The organism is Achromobacter sp. 1011811831, from assembly GCF_059760905.1.
On the sequence record NZ_JCBANG010000043.1, the window covers coordinates 1 to 19,616 of the forward strand.

General features: G+C 70.7%; 15 protein-coding genes. 13 read left to right on the plus strand and 2 right to left on the minus strand.

The window, feature by feature from the left end:
• The first annotated feature begins 134 nt into the window (after positions 1-134).
• From AC6LJ9_RS17020 to AC6LJ9_RS17035, 4 genes are all read left to right on the plus strand, one after another.
• Complete coding sequence (locus AC6LJ9_RS17020) at positions 135-1,043, plus strand: thiolase C-terminal domain-containing protein (protein WP_498148476.1); 909 nt, start codon at positions 135-137, stop codon at positions 1,041-1,043.
• A gap of 2 nt (positions 1,044-1,045) precedes the next feature.
• On the plus strand, positions 1,046-1,456 hold the full coding sequence (locus AC6LJ9_RS17025) for a Zn-ribbon domain-containing OB-fold protein (protein WP_498148477.1): 411 nt from the start codon (positions 1,046-1,048) through the stop codon (positions 1,454-1,456).
• Positions 1,457-1,527: 71 nt separating this feature from the next.
• A complete protein-coding gene (locus AC6LJ9_RS17030; RefSeq protein WP_498148478.1) occupies positions 1,528-3,210 on the plus strand; it encodes a VRR-NUC domain-containing protein in 1,683 nt (560 codons plus the stop codon).
• A complete protein-coding gene (locus tag AC6LJ9_RS17035) occupies positions 3,207-5,474 on the plus strand; it encodes an ATP-dependent DNA helicase (protein ID WP_498148479.1) in 2,268 nt (755 codons plus the stop codon). The genes AC6LJ9_RS17030 and AC6LJ9_RS17035 overlap by 4 nt, the downstream gene beginning before the upstream one ends.
• Before the next feature lie 43 nt (positions 5,475-5,517).
• Here the strand turns inward: AC6LJ9_RS17035 and AC6LJ9_RS17040 are convergent, their stop codons facing one another.
• Entirely contained in the window at positions 5,518-5,934 is a 417-nt protein-coding gene (locus tag AC6LJ9_RS17040; protein WP_498148480.1) for a group III truncated hemoglobin, read from the minus strand.
• A gap of 160 nt (positions 5,935-6,094) precedes the next feature.
• Positions 6,095-7,615, minus strand: a complete 1,521-nt coding sequence (locus AC6LJ9_RS17045) for an MFS transporter (protein ID WP_498148481.1) — start codon at positions 7,613-7,615, stop codon at positions 6,095-6,097.
• Positions 7,616-7,780: 165 nt separating this feature from the next.
• On the opposite strand from AC6LJ9_RS17045, the gene AC6LJ9_RS17050 reads away from it, so the two are divergent.
• The 9 genes from AC6LJ9_RS17050 to AC6LJ9_RS17090 all read left to right on the plus strand — a co-directional run bounded on the left by AC6LJ9_RS17050 (position 7,781) and on the right by AC6LJ9_RS17090 (position 19,613).
• Complete coding sequence (locus tag AC6LJ9_RS17050; RefSeq protein ID WP_498148482.1) at positions 7,781-8,665, plus strand: LysR family transcriptional regulator; 885 nt, start codon at positions 7,781-7,783, stop codon at positions 8,663-8,665.
• 98 nt (positions 8,666-8,763) lie between these two features.
• Positions 8,764-10,338, plus strand: a complete 1,575-nt coding sequence (fes, locus tag AC6LJ9_RS17055; RefSeq protein ID WP_498148483.1) for an enterochelin esterase — start codon at positions 8,764-8,766, stop codon at positions 10,336-10,338.
• Between the two features lie 124 nt (positions 10,339-10,462).
• Positions 10,463-11,929, plus strand: coding sequence for an amidase (locus AC6LJ9_RS17060; protein ID WP_498148484.1), 1,467 nt, complete (start codon positions 10,463-10,465; stop codon positions 11,927-11,929).
• 283 nt (positions 11,930-12,212) lie between these two features.
• Positions 12,213-13,832, plus strand: a complete 1,620-nt coding sequence (locus AC6LJ9_RS17065; RefSeq protein ID WP_498148485.1) for a methyl-accepting chemotaxis protein — start codon at positions 12,213-12,215, stop codon at positions 13,830-13,832.
• 8 nt (positions 13,833-13,840) lie between these two features.
• Positions 13,841-14,371, plus strand: coding sequence for a chemotaxis protein CheW (locus AC6LJ9_RS17070; RefSeq protein ID WP_498148486.1), 531 nt, complete (start codon positions 13,841-13,843; stop codon positions 14,369-14,371).
• A complete protein-coding gene (locus AC6LJ9_RS17075) occupies positions 14,368-15,660 on the plus strand; it encodes a CheR family methyltransferase (RefSeq protein ID WP_498148487.1) in 1,293 nt (430 codons plus the stop codon). Before AC6LJ9_RS17070 ends, AC6LJ9_RS17075 begins: the two co-directional genes overlap by 4 nt.
• Complete coding sequence (locus tag AC6LJ9_RS17080) at positions 15,653-16,336, plus strand: chemotaxis protein CheW (protein ID WP_498148488.1); 684 nt, start codon at positions 15,653-15,655, stop codon at positions 16,334-16,336. The genes AC6LJ9_RS17075 and AC6LJ9_RS17080 overlap by 8 nt, the downstream gene beginning before the upstream one ends.
• Positions 16,333-18,606 carry a hybrid sensor histidine kinase/response regulator gene (locus tag AC6LJ9_RS17085; RefSeq protein ID WP_498148489.1) on the plus strand — a complete coding sequence of 758 codons (2,274 nt, stop codon included), beginning with the start codon at positions 16,333-16,335 and terminating at the stop codon, positions 18,604-18,606. The genes AC6LJ9_RS17080 and AC6LJ9_RS17085 overlap by 4 nt, the downstream gene beginning before the upstream one ends.
• Positions 18,603-19,613, plus strand: a complete 1,011-nt coding sequence (locus tag AC6LJ9_RS17090) for a chemotaxis response regulator protein-glutamate methylesterase (protein WP_103274773.1) — start codon at positions 18,603-18,605, stop codon at positions 19,611-19,613. Before AC6LJ9_RS17085 ends, AC6LJ9_RS17090 begins: the two co-directional genes overlap by 4 nt.
• The last annotated feature ends 3 nt before the right edge of the window (positions 19,614-19,616 follow it).

Sequence of the window (19,616 nt, forward strand, 5' to 3'; positions counted from 1 at the left end):
CGAACACCGCCGGCCAGCACAGCAGACCGAACAGCGCATTGAACAGCGTGTTCTCGACATAGTGCGCCGGCCTGCAGCTGGCCGAATACCTGGGCATCCGTCCGCGCTACGTCGATTCGACCAGCGTCGGCGGCATGTCCAACGTCATGCACGTGCGCCACGCGATGGCGGCGATCCAGGCGGGTATGTGCGAGGTGGCGCTGGTGGCCTACGGCAGCACCCAGCTGTCGGACGGCTCGCGCAAGGTCGGCGGCACGCCCGAGGACATGCGCATGCCGCGCGGGCAGTTCATCACGCCTTATGGCCAGCTCAGTCCCATCGGCTACTACGCGATGGTGGCGCAGCTGCACATGCAGCGCTACGGCACCACCCATCGCGACCTGGCGGAGGTGGCGGTGGCGGCGCGCAAATGGGCGCAGCTCAATCCCCATGCCTACCGGCGCGAGGACACGTCGATCGACGAGGTGATGGCCTCGCGCCTGATCGCGGACCCGCTGCGCCAGCGCGACTGCTGCCTGGTGACCGATGCCGGCGGCGCCTTCATCCTGACCACGGCCGAGCGCGCCCGCTCGCTGCGCCGCCCGCCGGTGCACGTGCTGGGCATCGCCGAATCCTTTTCGCATCACTACACGCCGTTCAACACGTCCGACTGGCTCGACACCAGCGTGGCGGCGACGGCGGACGCGGCGCTGGCGATGGCCGGCGTCACGCGCCAGGACATCGACGTGGTGCAGATATACGACCACTTCACCATCGGCGTGATCCAGTCGCTGGAGGAGCTGGGCTTCTGCAAGCGCGGCGAGGGCGGCGCCTTCGTGGCCGGCGGCCGGCTGGCGCCCGGCGGGGACTTTCCCATCAACACCTCGGGCGGCGGCCTGTCCTACAACCATCCCGGACAGTTCGGCATGCTGCTGCTGCTCGAAGCGGTGCACCAGCTGCGCAAGGAATGCGGCGAGCGGCAACTGCCCAAGGCCGAGCTGGCGCTGGTGCACGCGCCCGGCCTGGTGTTTTCCTGCAATACCACCCTGATCCTCGGAGCCTGACCATGGAAACCGTGCAACGTCCGCTGCCGCAACCCACCCGCGTCACCCAGCCGTATTGGGACGCGGCCAGGGAGGGCCGCCTGGTGATCCAGCAGTGCGCCCATTGCAAGGCGCGCCAGTTCTTCCCGCGCGAATTCTGCACCGCCTGCCTGTCGGCAGACCTGGGCTGGATCGAGTGCAGCGGCAAGGGCGCCGTGTACACCTACACCATCAACCGGCGCGGCGCGGGCGCGGCCTTCGGCGAGCGGGTGCCCTATGTGGTCGCGGCGATCGACCTGGACGAAGGCGTGCGCATGATGGCCAACATCGTCGACAGCCCGCCCGAGGCGGTGCGCATCGGCAGCCGGGTGCGGGTCTGCTTCGAGCGGGTGTCGGACGACATCGTGCTGCCGCAATTCACGCTGGAGGGCTGAACCGCGCCGGGCGGCGCCTGCTATGATTGCTGGATAAATATCCAGTTATTTCCAGCCCGCCGGCCCGGCCGATGTTTCCTCCCCACCGTTATTACTACCTGCACAACTTCCAGCGCGCGCTGGCCTGGGTGGCCGAGCGCTATGACGATGTGCTGGACGAACCGCAGCGTCGCTTCGTCGCCGACTACGCGGCGCTGCCGCGGCCGTCGCAGGCGCTGCTGGCTCGGCTGCTGCTGCGGCGCGGGCCGTGGTTCCGCGCCAGCGGCCTGAACTACGAGGAAATCGGCCCGGCCGAGACGGCCGCCGCGCCGCTGGAGGCGCTGGGCTGGCTGGACCGGGACGCGGCCATGACGCCGGACGAGCTGTTCGGCCTGCATACCAAGCCCGAATTGCTGCGGCTGTTTCCCCATCTTCCCGCGTCGGCGCGCAAGGCCGAGCTGCTGGACGCGCTGCGCGCCCGGCAGCCCGACGCGAAACCCTATCGGGACTGGCATCCGGACGCCGGCGAAGCCGTCTGGCGCCTGATGGCGGGCGAGGTCTGCGAGCGCTTCCGGCTGATGTTCTTCGGCAACCTGCATCAGGACTGGTCGGAGTTCGTGCTGGCCGACCTGGGCGTGTTCCAGTACGAGAGCGTGCCTTTCGACGCGGCCTCGCGCGCGTTCCAGTCGCGCGCCGACGTGGACCGCTATCTGGCTTTGCACGCCTGCCGCGCGGCGCTGGACGAGACGCCGCTGGCGACGACGGGCGCGCGGCTGGACGCCTTGCTGGCTCAGGTCCAGGCCTGCGCCAGCGCCAATCACTGGCTGGAGCAGCGCCGCGCCAAGGTGCTGCTGCGCATCGGCCAGGCCTGCGAGCGGGCGGGCGACTGGCCGGCGGCGGAACGGGTGTACGCGCAATGCGCCTATCCGGGCGCGCGCCACCGCCGCATCCGCGTGCACGAACGCATGACATTGTTGCCCGAGGCGCTGGCGCTGGCGGAACAGGCCCTGGCCGCGCCTGAAAGCGAAGAGGAAGCGCAGCGGGTGGCGCGCATGTTGCCGCGCCTGCGGCGGGCGCTGGGTCAGCCCCGGCCGCCGGCCGCCGGGCTGCGCACGGCGCCGCGCCACGACCTGGTGCTGCCCCGGCCGGCGGACGGCCTGCCGGTGGAACTGGCCGTGCGCGACCACTGGCACCGCGACGAGACGCCGGCGCACTATGTCGAGAACACGCTGTTCAATGCGCTGTTCGGTCTGCTGTGCTGGCCGGCGGTGTTCGCGCCGGTGCCGGGCGCATTCTTCCATCCGTTCCAGCGCGGCCCCGCCGACCTGGGCGCGCCCGATTTTCCGGCACGGCGCGCCGCGCAGTTCCAGGCCTGCCTCGCGCTGCTGGACACGCCGGAATATCGCGACGAGATATGGCGCCGCTACCGCGACAAGCAGGGCCTGCAGTCTCCCTTCGTATCGTGGGACGCGCTGTCCGAACCGCTGCTGGCGCTGGCGCTGGACTGCGTGCCGGCGGCTCATCTGAAGCGCGTGTTCGAGCGCCTGCTGTCGGACGTCAAGATCAACCGTTCCGGCCTGCCTGACCTGATCCGCTTCTGGCCGGCGGAAAGGCGCTACGAGCTGGTCGAGGTGAAGGGCCCCGGCGACAAGCTGCAGGACAACCAGATCCGCTGGCTGGACTATTGCCTGTCTCATGGCATGCCCGTCAGCGTCTGCCATGTGCGCTGGCAGGACATGGAAGCCGCGCCTGCCGCGCAGGGAGACGGCCGATGAGCTGCGTGGCCGCCGTGCGCACCCTGTGCGAGTTCACCGCGCGCGCCGGCGACCTGGACCTGCGCTTCACGCCCGCGCCGACCGGCCAGGAAGGCGTGGCCGGGCACGGCGTGGTGACGGGCCGGCGCGGCCCCGGCTATGAAACCGAGATCGCCCTGTCCGGCGAATACGGCGAACTGCTGGTGCGCGGCCGCGCCGACGGCTACGACCCCGTCGCCAAGCGCCTGGAAGAGATCAAGACCTATCGCGGGCGCCTGGACAGCGTGCGCGAGAACCACCGCGCCGCGCACTGGGCGCAGGCCAAGGTCTACGGCCATCTGCTGTGCCAGGCGCGCGGGCTGGCCAGCCTGACGGTGGCGCTGGTGTATTTCAACGTCGCCACCGAAGAGGAAACCGTGCTGGCCGAGACGCATCCGGCCGCCGAGCTGGAAGCGTTCTTCAACGCGCATTGCGAGCGCTACCTGGCCTGGGCGCGGCAGGAACAGGCGCATCGCCGCGCGCGCGACGAGGCGCTGGCGGCGCTGCGCTTTCCGCACGCGTTCCGCAGCGGCCAACGCGAGCTGGCGGTGGCCGCCTACCGCAAGGCGCGCGACGGCGGCTGCCTGCTGGCGCAGGCGCCGACCGGCATCGGCAAGACGCTGGGCACGCTGTTCCCGCTGCTCAAGGCCGCGCCCGAGGCCGGCCTGGACAAGTTGTTCTTCCTGGCCGCCAAGGGGCCGGGCCGCGCGCTGGCGCTGCAGGCGCTGGACACGCTGAACGCGCAGCCGGCCGCGCCCGGCCTGCGGGTGCTGGAACTGCAGGCGCGCGACAAGCTCTGCGAGCATCCGGACAAGGCCTGCCACGGCGAGTCCTGCCCGCTGGCGCGAGGCTTCTACGACCGCCTGCCGCCGGCCCGCGCCGGCGCGCTGGCGCACGGCCGCATGGACGCCGCCGCGCTGCGCCAGGTAGCGGCGGCCCACGGCGTCTGCCCCTACTACCTGGCGCAGGAGCTGACCCGCTGGAGCGACGTGGTGGTGGGCGACTACAACTATTACTACGACGCCACGGCCATGCTGCACGCGCTGACGCAGGCCGGCCAGTGGAAGGTCGCGGTGCTGGCGGACGAGGCGCACAACCTGGTCGACCGCGCGCGCCGCATGTACACCGCCGAGCTGTCGCAGGCCACGCTGGCCGGCGCGCGCCAGGCCGCGCCCAAGCCACTGAAGAAGGCGCTGGACGGGTTGCACCGCTCCTGGCAGGCCTTCAACCGCAAGCAGGCCGAGCCGTACCAGGCCTATGACGCGCCGCCGGCGGGCGTGCTGGCGGCGTTGCAGAAGGCCACGGCGGCGATCACCGAGGTGCTGGCCGAGATGCCGCTGGGGCAGGACGATCCGGTGCTGGCCTTCCATTTCGAGGCGCTGCACTTCCAGCGCCTGGCCGAGCTGTACGGCCCGCACGCGCTGTTCGACGCCACGCTGGCGCAGCCGGGCGCGGCCGGGGCCAAGACGCCGCTGTCCACGCTGTGTGTGCGCAACGTGATTCCGGCGCCGCACCTGGCCGGACGCTTCGCGACGGCGCATGCCACGGTGCTGTTCTCGGGCACGCTCAGTCCGCCGCGCTTCTTCCAGGACACGCTGGGCCTGCCCGCCGCCACCGACTGGATCGACGTGGCCGCGCCGTTCCGGGCCGAGCAGCTGGACGTGCGAGTGGCCGGCCATGTGTCCACGCGCTACCGCGACCGCGAGCGTTCGCTCGAGCCTATCGCCGACCTGATCGCCAGCCAGTACGCCAGCCGGCCGGGCAACTACCTGGGCTTCCTGAGCAGCTTCGACTATCTGGCGCGCGTGGCCGAGCTGATGCGCGCGCGCCATCCGCAGGTGCCGGTCTGGCAGCAGACGCCGGGCATGGACGAGGCGGGCCGCGCGGCCTTCCTGGCGCGCTTCACGGAAGAGGGGCGCGGCGTGGGCTTCGCGGTGCTGGGCGGGGCCTTCGCCGAGGGCGTGGACCTGCCCGGCAAGCGGCTGATCGGCGCCTTCATCGCCACGCTGGGCCTGCCGCAGGTCAATCCGGTGAACGAGAACATGCGGCGCCTGCTGGACGCGCGCTATGGCCAGGAACACGGCTACGACTACGCCTATCTTTACCCGGGCATGCAGAAGGTGGTGCAGGCGGCCGGCCGCGTGATCCGCACGGAGCACGACAGCGGCACCGTGCACCTGATCGACGACCGCTATCGCCGCGCCAAGGTGCGCGCGCTGTTGCCGGCCTGGTGGACGCTGCGCTGAGCGCGGTTGGCCGGGAACGATGCGGGGTGTTGTCCGGCCGTCTTCAGTGGGGCGGCGCGGCCGGCCGCAGCTCGGCCAGCGGCAGGCTGGGATCGCGGCTGAGCTGGTAGCCGTACCAGAGGCTGCGCGCCATGCGCTGCGCCATCTGCATCGCGGCGTCGGCCATCGGGCGGTTGGGCAGCGCGGCGGTGGTCTGGCCGAACAGGGCCAGCCAGCGTTCGAACAGGGCGGCGCTGAGATTGGGCATGGCCACATGCGTGGGCATGGGCATGCCGGCAAAGCGCCGCGTGCCCAGCAGCACGGCCGACCAGAAGTCCGACAGCCGCGTCAGGTGCTCGTCCCAGTCATGGACCATGCCGTTGAACACGGGTCCCAGGAGCGCGTCGGAACGGACCTTGCCATAGAAGGTCTCGACCAGGTCCCGGATATCGTCTTCAGTGCAGAGGGGCGGCGTGTCCAAGATCGTCTCCGGGCGGAAGTGAAGGCAGGCGATCTTAGAGCGCGCCACAGCGGGCCGGCTTGATCTGGCGCAAGCGTGGCGGCGGGCAGGTCGGCGCCTCGCGGCGAGCGAGGCGGGCCGGTCCCGGCGGCACGCATGCTCCCCGGGGCAGGGCGGCCACTCAGGCCGTGGCGCGGCCCCCGGCGCGCGCGCCTTCGCGCCTGCCGAGCAGCGCGTAGATCAGCACGGCGGTCAGCACCGCGATGGCCGCCAGCACCCGCAGCACGACGCCGAAGGCTTGGCCGTAGCTCTGGCGCAGCAGGTCGGCCGCGCCCGGCAGCAGGGCGGACGCCTCGGCCAGCTGGCCCAGCGCCGCGCGGTTCGCGGCCAGGGCCAGCGCGGGGTCGGCGGGCAGCGCCGCGCCCAGCCGCGCCTGGATCAGGAAGGCCAGCAGCGCGCTCAGCACCGCGATGGCCACGCCGTCGGCCGATACCCGCACCGTGTTGAAGATGCCGGTGGCCATGCCGACCTTGTCCTTGTCGACCACGCTGACCGCCAGCGCGTCCATCAGGCCCCAGGGCAGGCCGATGCCGGCGCCGATCAGGCCCATGGGCAGGAGCAGGCCGCCGCCTTGCGCCAGGGCGTCTTCCAGCAGGAGCAGGCCGCAAGCCGCGACCAGCAGGCCCGCCGCCGACAGCAGGCCGTGGCTGAACCAGCGCGTCAGCAGCGCGGCCAGGAAGGGCACGACCAGCAGCGGCGCGGCCAGGCCGATCATGAGCTGGCCGGCCGCCAGCGCGCCGTAGCCATCCATGCCGATGAAGCGGCCCGGCAGCATGGCGATCAGCGCGATGAAAAGGAAGGCGGGCGAGGCGGCCAGCGCCTGCACGCCGACGAAGCGGGCGTTGCGGAACAGGCCCAGCTCCAGCAGCGGGCTGGCGACGCGGCGTTCGACGCGCACGAACACCACGGTCAGCACGGCCGAGGCCAGCAGCGCGGCCAGCACGCCGGGGCTGCTCCAGCCGGTTTCGGGCGCCAGCAGCATGCCGCAGGTGAACAGGCCCAGCGCGCCGGTGAAGCAGAGCGCGCCGCGCCAGTCGAGCCGGCCGCGCATGCCGGCGGGCGCCGCGCGCACGCTGGCCGCGACCATGGCCGCGCCCAGCAGGCCGACCAGGCCGGTGGCCAGGAACACCCATTGCCATCCCGCCGCCTCGACCAGCCAGCCGGAGGCCAGCGGACCGAAGGACAGGCCGATGCCGAAGGTGGTGCCCAGCAGGCTGAAGGCGCGGGCGCGCGCCGCGCCGTGGAACAGCGGCGCCAGCGAGGACATGGCGGCGGCGAAGGCGGCCGCGCCGCCCGTGCCCTGGGCGAGCCGCAGCACGTCCATCCAGAAGACCGACGGCGCCAGCGGCAGCAGGAAGGTGGCGGCGCAGAACAGCGCCAGGCCCAGCAGCCAGACGCGGCGCGGGCCGATCAGGTCGACCAGGCTGCCGGCCACCATGATGACGCTGCCATAGGCCAGGATGTAGCCGTTGAGCACCCAGTTCAGCTCGACGGGCGTGCCGCCCAGGGCCTGGCTGATGGATGGCAGCACCACGGCAGGGCCGGTGAAGCAGAGCGGGATGAGCAGGGCGGTCAGGCAGGCGGAAAGCAGCTGCAGCCAGCGCCGGGAAGTGGTGGAAACGGAGTTCGGGTCAGTCGTCATGTTGCGGGAAGCCAAGAGGAGAGGCGCGCCTGGCGCCACGGTCCCGGCAAGAATAGGGGGCTGGCCGTTAAAGAAAAACAGGCTAGTATTCCGAATATTCAGGACATTGAAGTCCGTAATGCAGAAGTCCGCGACGCTGTCGCGGCAAGCCGGGGAGCGGTAGCGATGGACAGCCTGAGCGGCATCAGCGTGTTCGTGCTGGTGGCGGAAACGCGCAGTTTTTCCGAGGCGGGACGCGTGCTGGGCGTGTCGCCGTCGGCGGTGGGCAAGAGCGTGGCACGCATGGAGGAACGGCTGAAAGTGCGGCTGTTTCACCGCAGCACGCGGCATATCGCCCTGACGCCGGAGGGCGAGAAGTTCCTGGAGCGCTGCCGCCGCATCCTGTGCGAGGTCGAGGCGGCCGAGCTGGAGCTGTCCGAGGCATCCGACGCGCCACGCGGCAAGCTGCGGGTGAGCCTGCCGCGTTACAGCGGCCTGTTCGAGCCGGCCATCGCCGAGTTCATGCAGCGCTATCCCGATGTATCGCTGGACCTGGATTTCACCGACCGCATGGTCGACGTGATCGGCGACGGCTACGACGCCGTGGTGCGCACGGGCGAGATGGACGATTCCGGACTCAAGCGCCGCCGGCTGGGCGCGTTCCGCCGCATCCTGGTGGCGTCGCCCGAGTACCTGCGCCAGCACGGCGAGCCGCGCAAGGCCGCCGACCTGCAGCGCCACGCCTGCCTGCATTACCGCTATCCCAGCACCGGCCGGCTCGAACGCTGGCCGCTGAAGACGGCGGCCGAGGCGCAGGCGCCCGAACTGCCGCTGACACTCGTCTGCAACAGCGTGGAGATGCGCATCCACCTGGCGCTGAACGCACAGGGCATCGTCTGCCTGCCGGACTTCACCGTGCGCCGGGAGCTGGCCGGGGGCAGCCTGCGCATCGTCATGGAAGAGCGCACCCGGGGCAACGGCACGCTGTGGGCGCTGTGGCCGGCCAGCCGGCATGTTTCTCCCAAGCTGCGGGTCTTCATCGACCATCTGGCGCAGCGCCTGTTTCCCTGAAGGGCGGGGCGGCGGCAGCAAGCTGGCCCCGTTTTTCTGTGATAATGAAATAGATTTCTATTTACATATCACTTGCGGGCAGACCCGCGGGAGCATCCATGAAGCACAAGATGGCGCAACGCCATGCCTGGCGCGCCGCCGGGCTGATCCTGGCCTGGGCGGGCGCGGTGTCGGCGCAGCAGGCGCAGGGCGTGGTCACGCCGCGCGCGCCGGTCGATACCCGGCTCGACCTGGAACGCGGCGATTACCTGAGCGGCACCTGGGCCGCCGCCAGCGGCGTCACGCTGGACCTGCTGGACGCCGACGGCCGGCACCTGCGGCGCTTGAGCGACGCCGAAAAGCCCGCCGGGGCGCTGATGCTGGTGGCGCCGGCGACCGGCCGCTACACGCTGCGGGCGCAGGGCGACGGCGCTTACCAGTTCAAGGTGGTCGAGCGCCTGCCGCTGTCGGCGCAGCAGGCGCCCGCGCCCGGGATCGACAGCCCGCGCATCGCCGCGCTGGCGCGCACGCTGGGGCAGGGCGGCGACACCGCCGCCTTCTGGCGCGAGGTGGCGCAGCAGGGCGCGCCGCTGGTCGAGCGGCTGGACGACAAGCGCGATCTCGTCACCTTCCTGTGGCGCGGGGCCGAGCGCAATGTGCGGCTGTTCGGCAGCCCGACCTCGGACCACGCGCAACTGGAGCGCCTGGGCCAGTCCGATGTCTGGTACCGCAGTTTCGCGCTGCCGCGCACGGCGCGCCTGTCGTACCGGCTGGCGCCGGACGTGCCCGAGCTGCCAGCCTCGGACGGCCAGCGCCGGCGCGCCATCCTGGCCACCGCGCAGGCCGATCCGCTCAATGCCAAGGCCTATCCGGCGCGCGGCATCGATCCCTTCCAGTATTCCTCGGCGCTGGAACTGGCCGATGCGCCGCCGCAGCCCTGGATCGCGCCGCGCGCCGGCGTCACGCCGGGCACGGTGCAGGCCCTGGAACTCAAGAGCGCCATCCTGGGCAATACCCGCGAGATCCATCTGTACCGGCCGGCGGGCTGGCAGCCCGCCGGCGCCGACAATCACGTGCTGGTGCTGTTCGATGCCGGTCCGTACCTGAGCCGGGTGCCCACGCCCGTGATCCTGGACAACATGATCGCGGCCGGCGCGATCCCGCCCACCGCCGCGATTCTGATCTCCAATCCCACCGCCGATTCGCGTTCGGCCGAGCTGCCGCCCAATCCCGATTTCGCCGAGTTCCTGGCGCGCGAGCTGATGCCCTGGGCGCGCAGGCAGGGCCTGTACGCACCGGCCGCGCGCACGGTGATCGGCGGTTCGAGCTACGGCGGGCTGGCCTCGTCGTATGCGGCGCTGCGGCATCCGGAGGTGTTCGGCAATGTACTGAGCCAGTCCGGATCCTATTGGTGGGCGCCGACGGGCGAGGAAGACCAGTGGCTGACCCGCCAGTTCGCCGCCATCCGCACGCTGCCGGTGCGCTTCTACATGGTGGCCGGACGCTTCGAAATGGGGCGCGGCAGCCAGCCGGGCATCGTCGAGACCAACCGGCACCTGCGCGACGTGCTGCGCGCCAAGGGCTATCGCGTCACCCACCAGGAAGTGGAGGGCGGCCATGACTACCTGAGCTGGCGCGGGACGCTGTCCGACGGCCTCGTCGACCTGATCGGCAAGGAACGCAAGCCGGACTGAGCGGGCGCTTGCGCCGCGCGCGGCGGGGCGGCGTAGTATATGCGCGGGGACCGCGGCCACGATGCCGCGGTCCGACAAAACGACAGCGCGCCGCCGCAGGCGGCGGCGCCACAAGGAGACCCGCATGCACGCAGCCACACCGCCCGACCTGAACGACATCGTCGCCATGCCGGCGCACGCCTTGTCCGATGCCATACGCCAGCGTCATGTGTCGTGCCGCGAAGTCATGGTTGCCTATCTGGCGCATATCGACCGGGTCAATCCTGCGGTCAACGCCATCGTGGCGCGCCGCGACAGCGACGAGCTGCTGCGCGAGGCCGACGACCGCGACGCCGAGCTGGCGGCCGGCCAGTGGCGCGGCTGGCTGCATGGCATGCCGCAGGCGCCCAAGGACCTGACGGCGGTGCGCGGCATGGTGACGTCGATGGGCTCGCTGGTGTTCAAGGACCAGGTGACGGCGCACGATTCCATCGTCGCCGGGCGCATGCGCGCGGTGGGCGCGGTCTTCATCGGGCGCAGCAACGTGCCCGAGTTCGGCCTGGGCTCGCATACCTACAACCAGGTGTACGGCATCACCCGCAATCCCTATGACCTGGCGCGCAGCGCCGGTGGCAGCAGCGGCGGGGCGGCCGCGGCATTGGCGGCGCGCATGCTGCCGGTGGCCGACGGCAGCGACTTCGGCGGTTCGCTGCGCAATCCGGCGGGCTTCTGCAATGTCTACGGTTTTCGCCCCTCGGCGGGCCGCGTGCCCTACGGCCCGGCGCCGGAGGTGTTCCTCAAGCAGCTGGCCTACGAAGGACCGATGGGCCGCAACCCGCGCGACGTGGCCTTGATGCTGTCGGTGCTGGCCGGCCATGACCGCCGCGTGCCCTTGTCGCTGACCGGCGATCCGGCGCAGTTCGCGCAGCCGCTGGACGCCGACCTGCGCGGCAAGCGCATCGGCTGGCTGGGCGACTGGGGCGGCCACCTGCCGATGGAGCCGGGCGTGCTGGCGCTGTGCGAGGCGGCGCTGGAGGATCTGCGGGCGGTGGGCTGCGAGGTCGACGCCCACCGCGTGCCGTTCGACGGCGAACGCCTGTGGCGCATCTGGCTGGCGCATCGCCACCTGATGGTGGGCGGCCAGTTCCAGGCGCTGCTGCAGGATCCGGCCAAGCGCGCGCTGGTCAAGCCGGCGCTGGTCTGGGAAGTGGAGGGCCTGTCCGGCATGACCGCGCACCAGGTCTACCAGGCTTCCACCGAGCGCAGCGCCTGGTATCAGACGGTGTTGGCCATGTTCGACGAGTTCGACTACCTGGCGGTGCCGACGGCCCAGGTCTTTCCCTTCGACGCCGAGCTGGACTGGCCCAAGCGGATCGCGGACCGCGACATGGACACCTATCACCGCTGGATGGAGGTGGTGACGCCCTGGACGCTGTCCGGCTGCCCGGTGATCAGCGTGCCGGCCGGTTTCGGCCAGGCCGGCCTGCCGGCGGGGCTGCAACTGATCGGGCCGCCCCAGGGCGACCTGGACGTGCTGCGGCTGGCCCATGCCTACGGACAGGCGCGGGACTGGGTGTCGGCCCGGCCGCCGTCGGCGCTCTGGGCTGGTTGAACGGCGCGAGAACCGGGGCCGGACCGCCGGCTTCGGTACGGTTTGGCAGGGAAAAAGACAAGCCCGTTGTAACCGGGCTTTGCTTTTTTCCGACGCGGAAGCGCTTTATTGGGGGTTGCCCCCCTATTTTCATGGCTTGCCGGCGATGGCTTTGCAATAATTGCTGGAAATTTGAACACCTCCGTAATGGACGGGGTTCCCGCGCCGCCGCAAGCTGCGCGGGAACATCCCTCGGCGCGGCCCGCATGACGGACCGCGTCGTTCTCGCACAAGGTCTCCCGGCATGAAGAATCTGACTCTGCGCCAACGCATCCTCGCCAGCTTCCTGGTCATCCTGGCCATCATGACGCTGATGGTGGTGGTCGACTACCGTCGGCTGCTGCATATCGAGTCGGAGGCCATGACCATCAGGGACGATGCGGTGCCTGGCCTGTACTACAGCACCGAGATCCGCTCGGCCTGGTTCGCCGGTTTCGTGGCGGTGCAGGACGCCTTCCACGCCGATACCGACCAGGAACGCCGCGCGCTGCTCGATTCGCTGCCCAAGAACGACCAGGCGCTGGATACCAACGTCGAGCAGTACCGCCGCACCATGTCGCGCGCCGACGATATCAAGATGTTCGACGGCTTCGAGAAGGCGCTGCAGGAATACAAGCGCATCCGCGCCGACATCCTGGGCGCGTCCACGCAGGTCGACCTGGCGCGCACCGAGGCCCGCATCAAGACCGAGTTGCGGCCCGCTTTCTATTCCGGGCGCGAACTGATCGCCCAGATCGTGGCGGCCAACAAGGCACAGGCCGACCTGTCCAGCACCAGCATCGGCAAGGCCGTGGACACCGCTGAATACGGCATGCTGATCTCGCTGGCCATGGCCATCGTCGCGGCCATCATCTGTGGCTACCTGTTGCTGCGCGCCATCGTTGATCCCATGCGCGACATCGTCCGCACCCTGGAGCTGACCGGCAGCGGCGATCTCAGCCGCCGCCTGCGCCTGGCGCGCAAGGACGAATTCAATGCCATCGAAACCGGCTTCAACGGCATGGTGGACGAGCTGACCGGCCTGGTCGGCAAGACCCAGCGTTCGGCCGTGCAGGTCGCCACCTCGGTCACCGAGATCGCCGCCACGTCCAAGCAGCAGCAGGCCACCGCGTCCGAAGTGGCGGCCACCACCACCGAGATCGGCGCCACCTCGCGCGAAATCTCCGCCACCTCGCGCGAGCTGGTGCGCACCATGACCGAAGTGTCGGGCGCGGCCGAGCAGACCGCCTCGCTGGCCGGCAGCGGCCAGGTCGGCCTGGCGCGCATGGAAGACACCATGCGCAACGTGGTGGACGCGGCTGGCTCGGTCAACGCCAAGCTGGCCATCCTGAACGAGAAGGCCGGCAACATCACCCAGGTCGTGACCACGATCACCAAGGTGGCCGACCAGACCAACCTGCTGTCCCTGAACGCCGCCATCGAGGCGGAAAAAGCCGGTGAATACGGTCGCGGCTTCGTGGTCGTGGCCACCGAGATCCGCCGCCTGGCGGACCAGACCGCCGTCGCCACCTACGATATCGAGCAGATGGTGCGCGAGATCCAGTCCTCGGTCTCGGCCGGCGTGATGGGCATGGACAAGTTCTCCGAGGAAGTGCGGCGCGGCATGGCCGACATGCAGCAGGTCGGCGACCAGCTGTCGCAAATCATCCAGCAGGTGCAGACGCTGGCGCCGCGCGTCCAGATGGTCAACGAGGGCATGCAGGCCCAGGCCACCGGCGCCGAGCAGATCAACCAGGCCCTGCAGCAGCTCAGCGACGCCGCGCAACAGACCGTGGAATCGCTGCGCCAGTCCAGCCTGGCCATCGAGGAACTGACGCTGGTGGCCAACGACCTGCGCAGCGGCGTGTCCCGCTTCAAGGTGTGACCGCCGTCATGACCGAATCACTGTCCGCGCCGCCAGCCGCCGCTTCCACGGGGCGGCGGCTTTACCTGCTGTTCCGCATCGGCCGGGACCGCTACGCGCTGGACGCGGCCGACATCATCGAGGTGCTGGGCTGGCGTCCGCTCAAGCGCGTGCCGGGCACGCCGGCCTGGGTGGCGGGCCTGTTGTCCAGGCACGGCGAGGGCGTGCCGGTCATCGACATGAGCGCGCTGGCCGGCTGCGGCCAGGCCGCCACCGTCACCAGCACGCGGCTGGCGCTGCTGCGCTATCGCGCGCCGGCCCTGGGCGGCGAGCGGGTGCTGGGGCTGATCCTGGAGCAGGCCACCGAGACCGTGCACTTCGACCCGGCCGCCTTCCGGCCGCTGGCGCTGGACAACCGGCAGGCGCGCTACCTGGGGCCGGTGCTATCCGACGCCGGCGGCATGGTGCAGGCCGTGACCGTCGATGACCTGTTGCCGCCCGAGGCGCGGGCGCTGCTGTATCCCGCGCCCGACGACGCGCGGCCGGGAGCCGCGCCATGATGCTGGTCGACGAGTTCAGCGGGCTGCTCAAGCGCAAGATGGGGCTGGACAGCCGCTCGATCGGCGCGGCCGCGGTCGAGCGCGCCGTGCGCCACCGCATGGGCGCGACCGGCGTGGACGATGAGCGCGATTACCTGATGCGGGTGCAGGCCTCGCCCGCCGAGATGCAGCTGCTGATCGAATCGGTGGTCGTGCCCGAGACCTGGTTCTTCCGCTATCCGGAGTCGCAGCAGGCGATGGCGCAGCTGGCCTGCGAGCGGCTGTTCGGCGCCGGCGCGGCCGACGAGCGCGTGCTGCGCGTGCTGAGCCTGCCCTGTTCGAGCGGCGAGGAGCCGTATTCCATCGCCATGGCCCTGTTGGACGCCGGCGTGCCCGCCTCGCGCTTCCTGATCGATGCGCTGGACATCAGCGAGCGCGTGGTCGAGTTCGCGCGTCGGGGCCTGTACGGGCGCAATTCCTTCCGTGGCGATGCGCTGGACTACCGCGATCGCCATTTCATCGAGACCGGCGACGGCCACCAGCTGTCGCAGCAGGTGATGGAGCGGGTGCGCTTCCAGTCGGGCAACCTGTTCGATGCCGGGCTGCTGGCGCACGCGCCGGCCTACGACTTCGTGTTCTGCCGCAACCTGCTGATCTACTTCGACCAGGCCACCCAGGAGCGCGCCGTGCAGGTGCTCAGGCGCCACACGCGCGACGATGGCGTGCTGTTCGTGGGTCCGGCGGAAACCAGCCTGCTCACGGCGCGCCGGCTGCCGCCGGTGGCGATACCGCATTGCTTCGCCTTCCTGGCGCGGCCTCGCCCCGATGCGGCGGCGGCTGTCGCGCCCTTGTTCAAGCCGGTCGCCTTGTCGGTCCAGCCGGCGCCGCGCCTTGTCGCGCCGCGCCAGCCCGCGCCGGCGCGGCCCGTGCCCGGCCCGGCCCGTCCGCTGCCGCCGGTTGCGCCGGCCGTGGCCGTCGCGGCCAGCCCGGAATCCGAGGCCGAGATCTCGCTGCGCCAGATCGAGGCATTGGCGGACCAGGGGCGCGTGCAGGACGCGATCGCGCGCTGCGGCGCGCACCTGGAGCGCTATGGCGCCAGCGCCGATGGCTTCTATCTGCAAGGCCTGCTGCAGGACGCGGCGGGCGATGCCCGCCAGGCGCAGGCCGCCTACCGCAAGGTCCTGTACCTGCAGCCCAACCATCGCGAAGCCCTGCTGCACCTGGCCGCGCTGGTCGCCTCGGAAGGCGACCACGAGGGCGCGCGCAGGCTGCAGGCGCGCGCGGCGCGCCAGGAGGCCCGACGTGACTGAACTGCATGCCGCGCTGGCGGACGTGGACGACTGCTGGAACCGCATCGGCATCCGCGGCGACCAGAGCTGTCCAAAGCTTCCCGAACATGTGCATTGCCGCAATTGCCCGGTGTACGCCACCGCCGCCAAGCGCATCCTGGACCGGCTGCCGCCGCAGGCCGAGCTGGAGGACGGCGATACCGTCGGCGACCCCGCCGCGACGGCGCGCGAACCCGCCTTTCGGCGCGCCTCGCTGTTGGTGTTCAGGCTGCACCGTGAATGGCTGGGGTTGCCGACCCGGGCGCTGGACGAGGTGGCCGCCACGCGCCCGGTGTTGCCGCTGCCGCACCGGCGCGATCCGACGGTGCTGGGCGTGACCAATGTGCGCGGCACGCTGACCGTCTGCCTGTCGCTGGCGCGGCTGCTCGGGCTGGAGGCCGCCGGGCCCGAACCGCGCGAGCGCGCCGGCGCCGCGCGCATGCTGATCTTCGGCGGCGCGGGCCGCGCCGTGGTGCTGCCGGTGGACGAGGTCGAGGGCATCCATTCCGTCGACCTGGAGCGGTTGGAGCCCTTGCCGGCCACGGTGGCGGGCGCCAGCCTGAAATACTCGCGCGGGGTGGCGCGCTGCGGCGGCCACAGCGTGGGCGTCCTGGATGAAACCTTGCTGATGCAAGCCTTGGAACGGAGTCTGGCGTGAACCCGGACCAGATGCGAGACGCGTCCCTGCTGGAGTTGTTCCAGCTGGAAACCCGCACCCAGGTGCAGGTGCTGAACAACGGCCTGCTGGCGCTGGAGCACGACCCGACCTCGGCCGCGCAGCTGGAAGCCTGCATGCGCGCGGCGCATTCGCTCAAGGGCGCCGCGCGCATCGTTGACCTGCATCCGGCGGTGCGCATCGCGCATGCGATGGAAGACTGCCTGGTGGCGGCGCAGGAAGGCCGGCTGCGCCTGCAGGCCAGCGATATCGACGCGCTGCTGCTGGGCACGGACCTGCTGCAGCGCGTGGCCACGCCCGGCGTCGAGCTGGGCGCGGAGATCGACCAGCTGGTCGAGCGCCTGAGCAACGCGCCCAACCTGCCGCCGGATGCGCCACCGCCGCCGCCGCGCGAGCCCCGGCCATCCGATTTCCTGCCGCCATTGCACCGGCCGGACGATCCGCCGCCCGCGCCGTCCGACCCGGTGCCGTTGCGGCGCTCCAGCGACCAGGCCCTGGCCGAAGGCGAGCGCGTGCTGCGCGTCACCGCCGATACCTTGAACAAGCTGCTGGGCCTGTCCAGCGAGACGCTGGTCGAATCACACTGGATCGCGCCGTTCAGCGCGTCCATGCTGCGGCTGCGGCGCATGCAGGCGGGCGCCGGGCAGGCGCTGGACGGCGTGCGCGCGGCGCTGGCCGGCCAGACGATCGACGCGCGGGTGCAGGCGGCGCTGGACGACGCCCAGCGCATCGTCGAACAGTCAGAGCGCGAGCTGGCCGAACGCACGGCCGAGGTCGACGAGTTCGGCTGGCGCATGGGCCATCTGGCGCAGCGGCTGTACGACACGGCGCTGGCCTGCCGCATGCGGCCCTTCGGCGACGGCCTGGGCGGCATGGCGCGCATGGTGCGCGACCTGGGGCGCTCGCTGGGCAAGCAGGTGCGGCTGGAGGTGGAGGGCGAATCCACCCAGGTCGACCGCGACATCCTGGACAAGCTGGACGCGCCGCTGATGCACCTGCTGCGCAATGCGGTGGACCACGGCATTGAGATGCCGATGGACCGCATCGAGGCCGGCAAGCCGCCGGAAGGCCTGATCCGCCTGTCGGCGCGGCATGCCGCCGGCATGCTGCTGATCGAACTGTCGGACGACGGCGGCGGCATCTCGCTGGACCGGCTGCGGGTCGAGGTGGTGCAGCGCAAGCTGACCAACGCCGAGACGGCCGCGCGCCTGAGCGAACCCGAACTGCTGGAATTCCTGTTCCTGTCCGGCTTCAGCACGCGTGGCGAAGTCACCGAGATTTCCGGGCGCGGCGTGGGGCTGGACGTGGTCCAGAACATGGTGCGCCAGTTGCGCGGCGCGGTCCGCGTGCATCAGCACACGGGGCAGGGCACGCGCTTCGTGCTGGAGATGCCGCTGTCGCTATCGGTCGTGCGCAGCCTGCTGGTCGAGGTGCAGAACGAGATCTACGCCTTCCCGCTGGCCTATGTCAGCCACGCGCTGCAGGTGCCGGCGATCGACATCGAGCAGCTCGAGGGGCACCAGCATTTCCGCTTCATGGACCGGCAGGTCGGGCTGGTCTCGGCGCGCCAGATCCTGCGCTCGGGCGAGCCCGCGCCGGCCGCCGAATCGGTCTGCGTGGTGCTGGTGGGCGACCACGAACGGCTGTACGGCATCGCCGTGGACCGCTACGTGGGCGAGCGCACCGTGGTCGTGCAGCCGCTGGATCCGCGCCTGGGCAAGGTGCAGGACGTGATGGCCGGGGCGTTGATGGATGACGGCCGGCCGCTATTGATCCTGGATGTCGAGGATATGCTGCTGTCGGTGCAGAAGCTCATCGAGGGCGGCCGGCTGACCCGGGTGGACGGCGGCGGCCAGGTGGCGCAGGCGCGCCGGCGCAAGCGCGTGCTGGTGGTCGACGATTCGCTGACCGTGCGCGAGCTGGAGCGCAAGCTGCTGGTCAACCGGGGCTTCGAGGTGGCCGTGGCGGTGGACGGCATGGACGGCTGGAACATGCTGCGCACCGATGCCTTCGACCTGGTGGTCACGGACGTGGACATGCCGCGCATGGACGGCATCGAACTGGTGTCCCGTATAAAGGCTGACCCGCGTTTGCAAAGCCTGCCGGTAATGGTAGTGTCCTACAAGGACCGCGAAGAGGATCGCAGGCGGGGTCTGGACGCGGGCGCGGATTATTACCTGGCCAAGGGCAGTTTCCACGACGATGCGCTGCTGGATGCCGTCGAGGACCTCATCGGAAGGGCTCAGACGTGAGAATCGGGATCGTCAACGATTTGCAGATCGCGGTCGAAACCCTGCGGCGGGCGATCGCGCTGGAGCCCGGCCTGGAAGTGGCCTGGGTGGCGTCCAACGGCCAGGAAGCCGTCGAGCAATGCGCCCGCGACCGTCCCGACGTCGTGCTGATGGACCTGATCATGCCCGTCATGGATGGCGTCGAGGCCACCCGCCGCATCATGGCCGAGACGCCCTGCGCCATCGTGGTGGTTACGGTGGACGTGGCGCGCCACACGGCGCGGGTGTTCGACGCCATGGGCTACGGCGCGCTGGACGCGGCCGACACGCCGGTGGTTGGAAGCGCCGACCTGCGCGGCGCGGCGGCGCCGCTGCTGCGCAAGATCCGCAATATCGGCTGGCTGATCGGCCGCTACGGCAGCCGGCCGACGCTGACGCCGGTGGCCCGGCCCAGCGAACAGCCGGATTCCCGGCGCCTGCTGGTGATCGGCGCCTCGGCGGGCGGGCCCGCCACCCTGGCACAGTTGTTACGCGATATTCCGTTGGATTTTCCGGCTGGCATCGTGCTGGTCCAGCATGTGGATGCCTCGTTCGCCGCCGGCATGGCGGACTGGCTCAACGATCAGGTGCCGCTGCCCGTCAGGCTGGTGCGCGAGGGCGAAAAACCGGCCGCCGGACAGGTGTTGCTGGCCGGCACCGACGATCATCTGCACATGCTGGCCGATGGTACCCTGCGTTACACCGAGAAGCCCAAGGAAAGCTTGTACCGGCCCTCCATTGATGTATTTTTCCATAGCGTGGCAGAGCACTGGCGCGGCATGGCGGTGGGGGTGCTGCTGACGGGCATGGGGCAGGACGGCGCCCGGGGGCTGAAGGCGTTGCGCGAGCGCGGCTGCCTGACCATCGCCCAGGACCAGGCCACCAGCGCCGTCTATGGCATGCCGAAGGCGGCCGCGGCCATGCAGGCCGCCGTGGAGATCCGGCCGTTGGACCAAATCGCGCCGCGCCTGATCAAGGCTTTTGCCTGAGCG

Bases quoted from the DNA above. Each gene is read 5' to 3' on its own strand.
- AC6LJ9_RS17050 (WP_498148482.1), top strand. From the start codon at position 7,781: ATGGACAGCCTGAGCGGCATCAGCGTGTTCGTGCTGGTGGCGGAAACG.
- AC6LJ9_RS17035 (WP_498148479.1), top strand. From the start codon at position 3,207: ATGAGCTGCGTGGCCGCCGTGCGCACCCTGTGCGAGTTCACCGCGCGC.
- AC6LJ9_RS17060 (WP_498148484.1), top strand. From the start codon at position 10,463: ATGCACGCAGCCACACCGCCCGACCTGAACGACATCGTCGCCATGCCG.
- AC6LJ9_RS17075 (WP_498148487.1), top strand. From the start codon at position 14,368: ATGATGCTGGTCGACGAGTTCAGCGGGCTGCTCAAGCGCAAGATGGGG.
- AC6LJ9_RS17070 (WP_498148486.1), top strand. From the start codon at position 13,841: ATGACCGAATCACTGTCCGCGCCGCCAGCCGCCGCTTCCACGGGGCGG.
- fes (WP_498148483.1), top strand. From the start codon at position 8,764: ATGAAGCACAAGATGGCGCAACGCCATGCCTGGCGCGCCGCCGGGCTG.
- AC6LJ9_RS17065 (WP_498148485.1), top strand. From the start codon at position 12,213: ATGAAGAATCTGACTCTGCGCCAACGCATCCTCGCCAGCTTCCTGGTC.
- AC6LJ9_RS17030 (WP_498148478.1), top strand. From the start codon at position 1,528: ATGTTTCCTCCCCACCGTTATTACTACCTGCACAACTTCCAGCGCGCG.
- AC6LJ9_RS17020 (WP_498148476.1), top strand. From the start codon at position 135: ATGTCCAACGTCATGCACGTGCGCCACGCGATGGCGGCGATCCAGGCG.
- AC6LJ9_RS17045 (WP_498148481.1), bottom strand. From the start codon at position 7,615: ATGACGACTGACCCGAACTCCGTTTCCACCACTTCCCGGCGCTGGCTG.
- AC6LJ9_RS17025 (WP_498148477.1), top strand. From the start codon at position 1,046: ATGGAAACCGTGCAACGTCCGCTGCCGCAACCCACCCGCGTCACCCAG.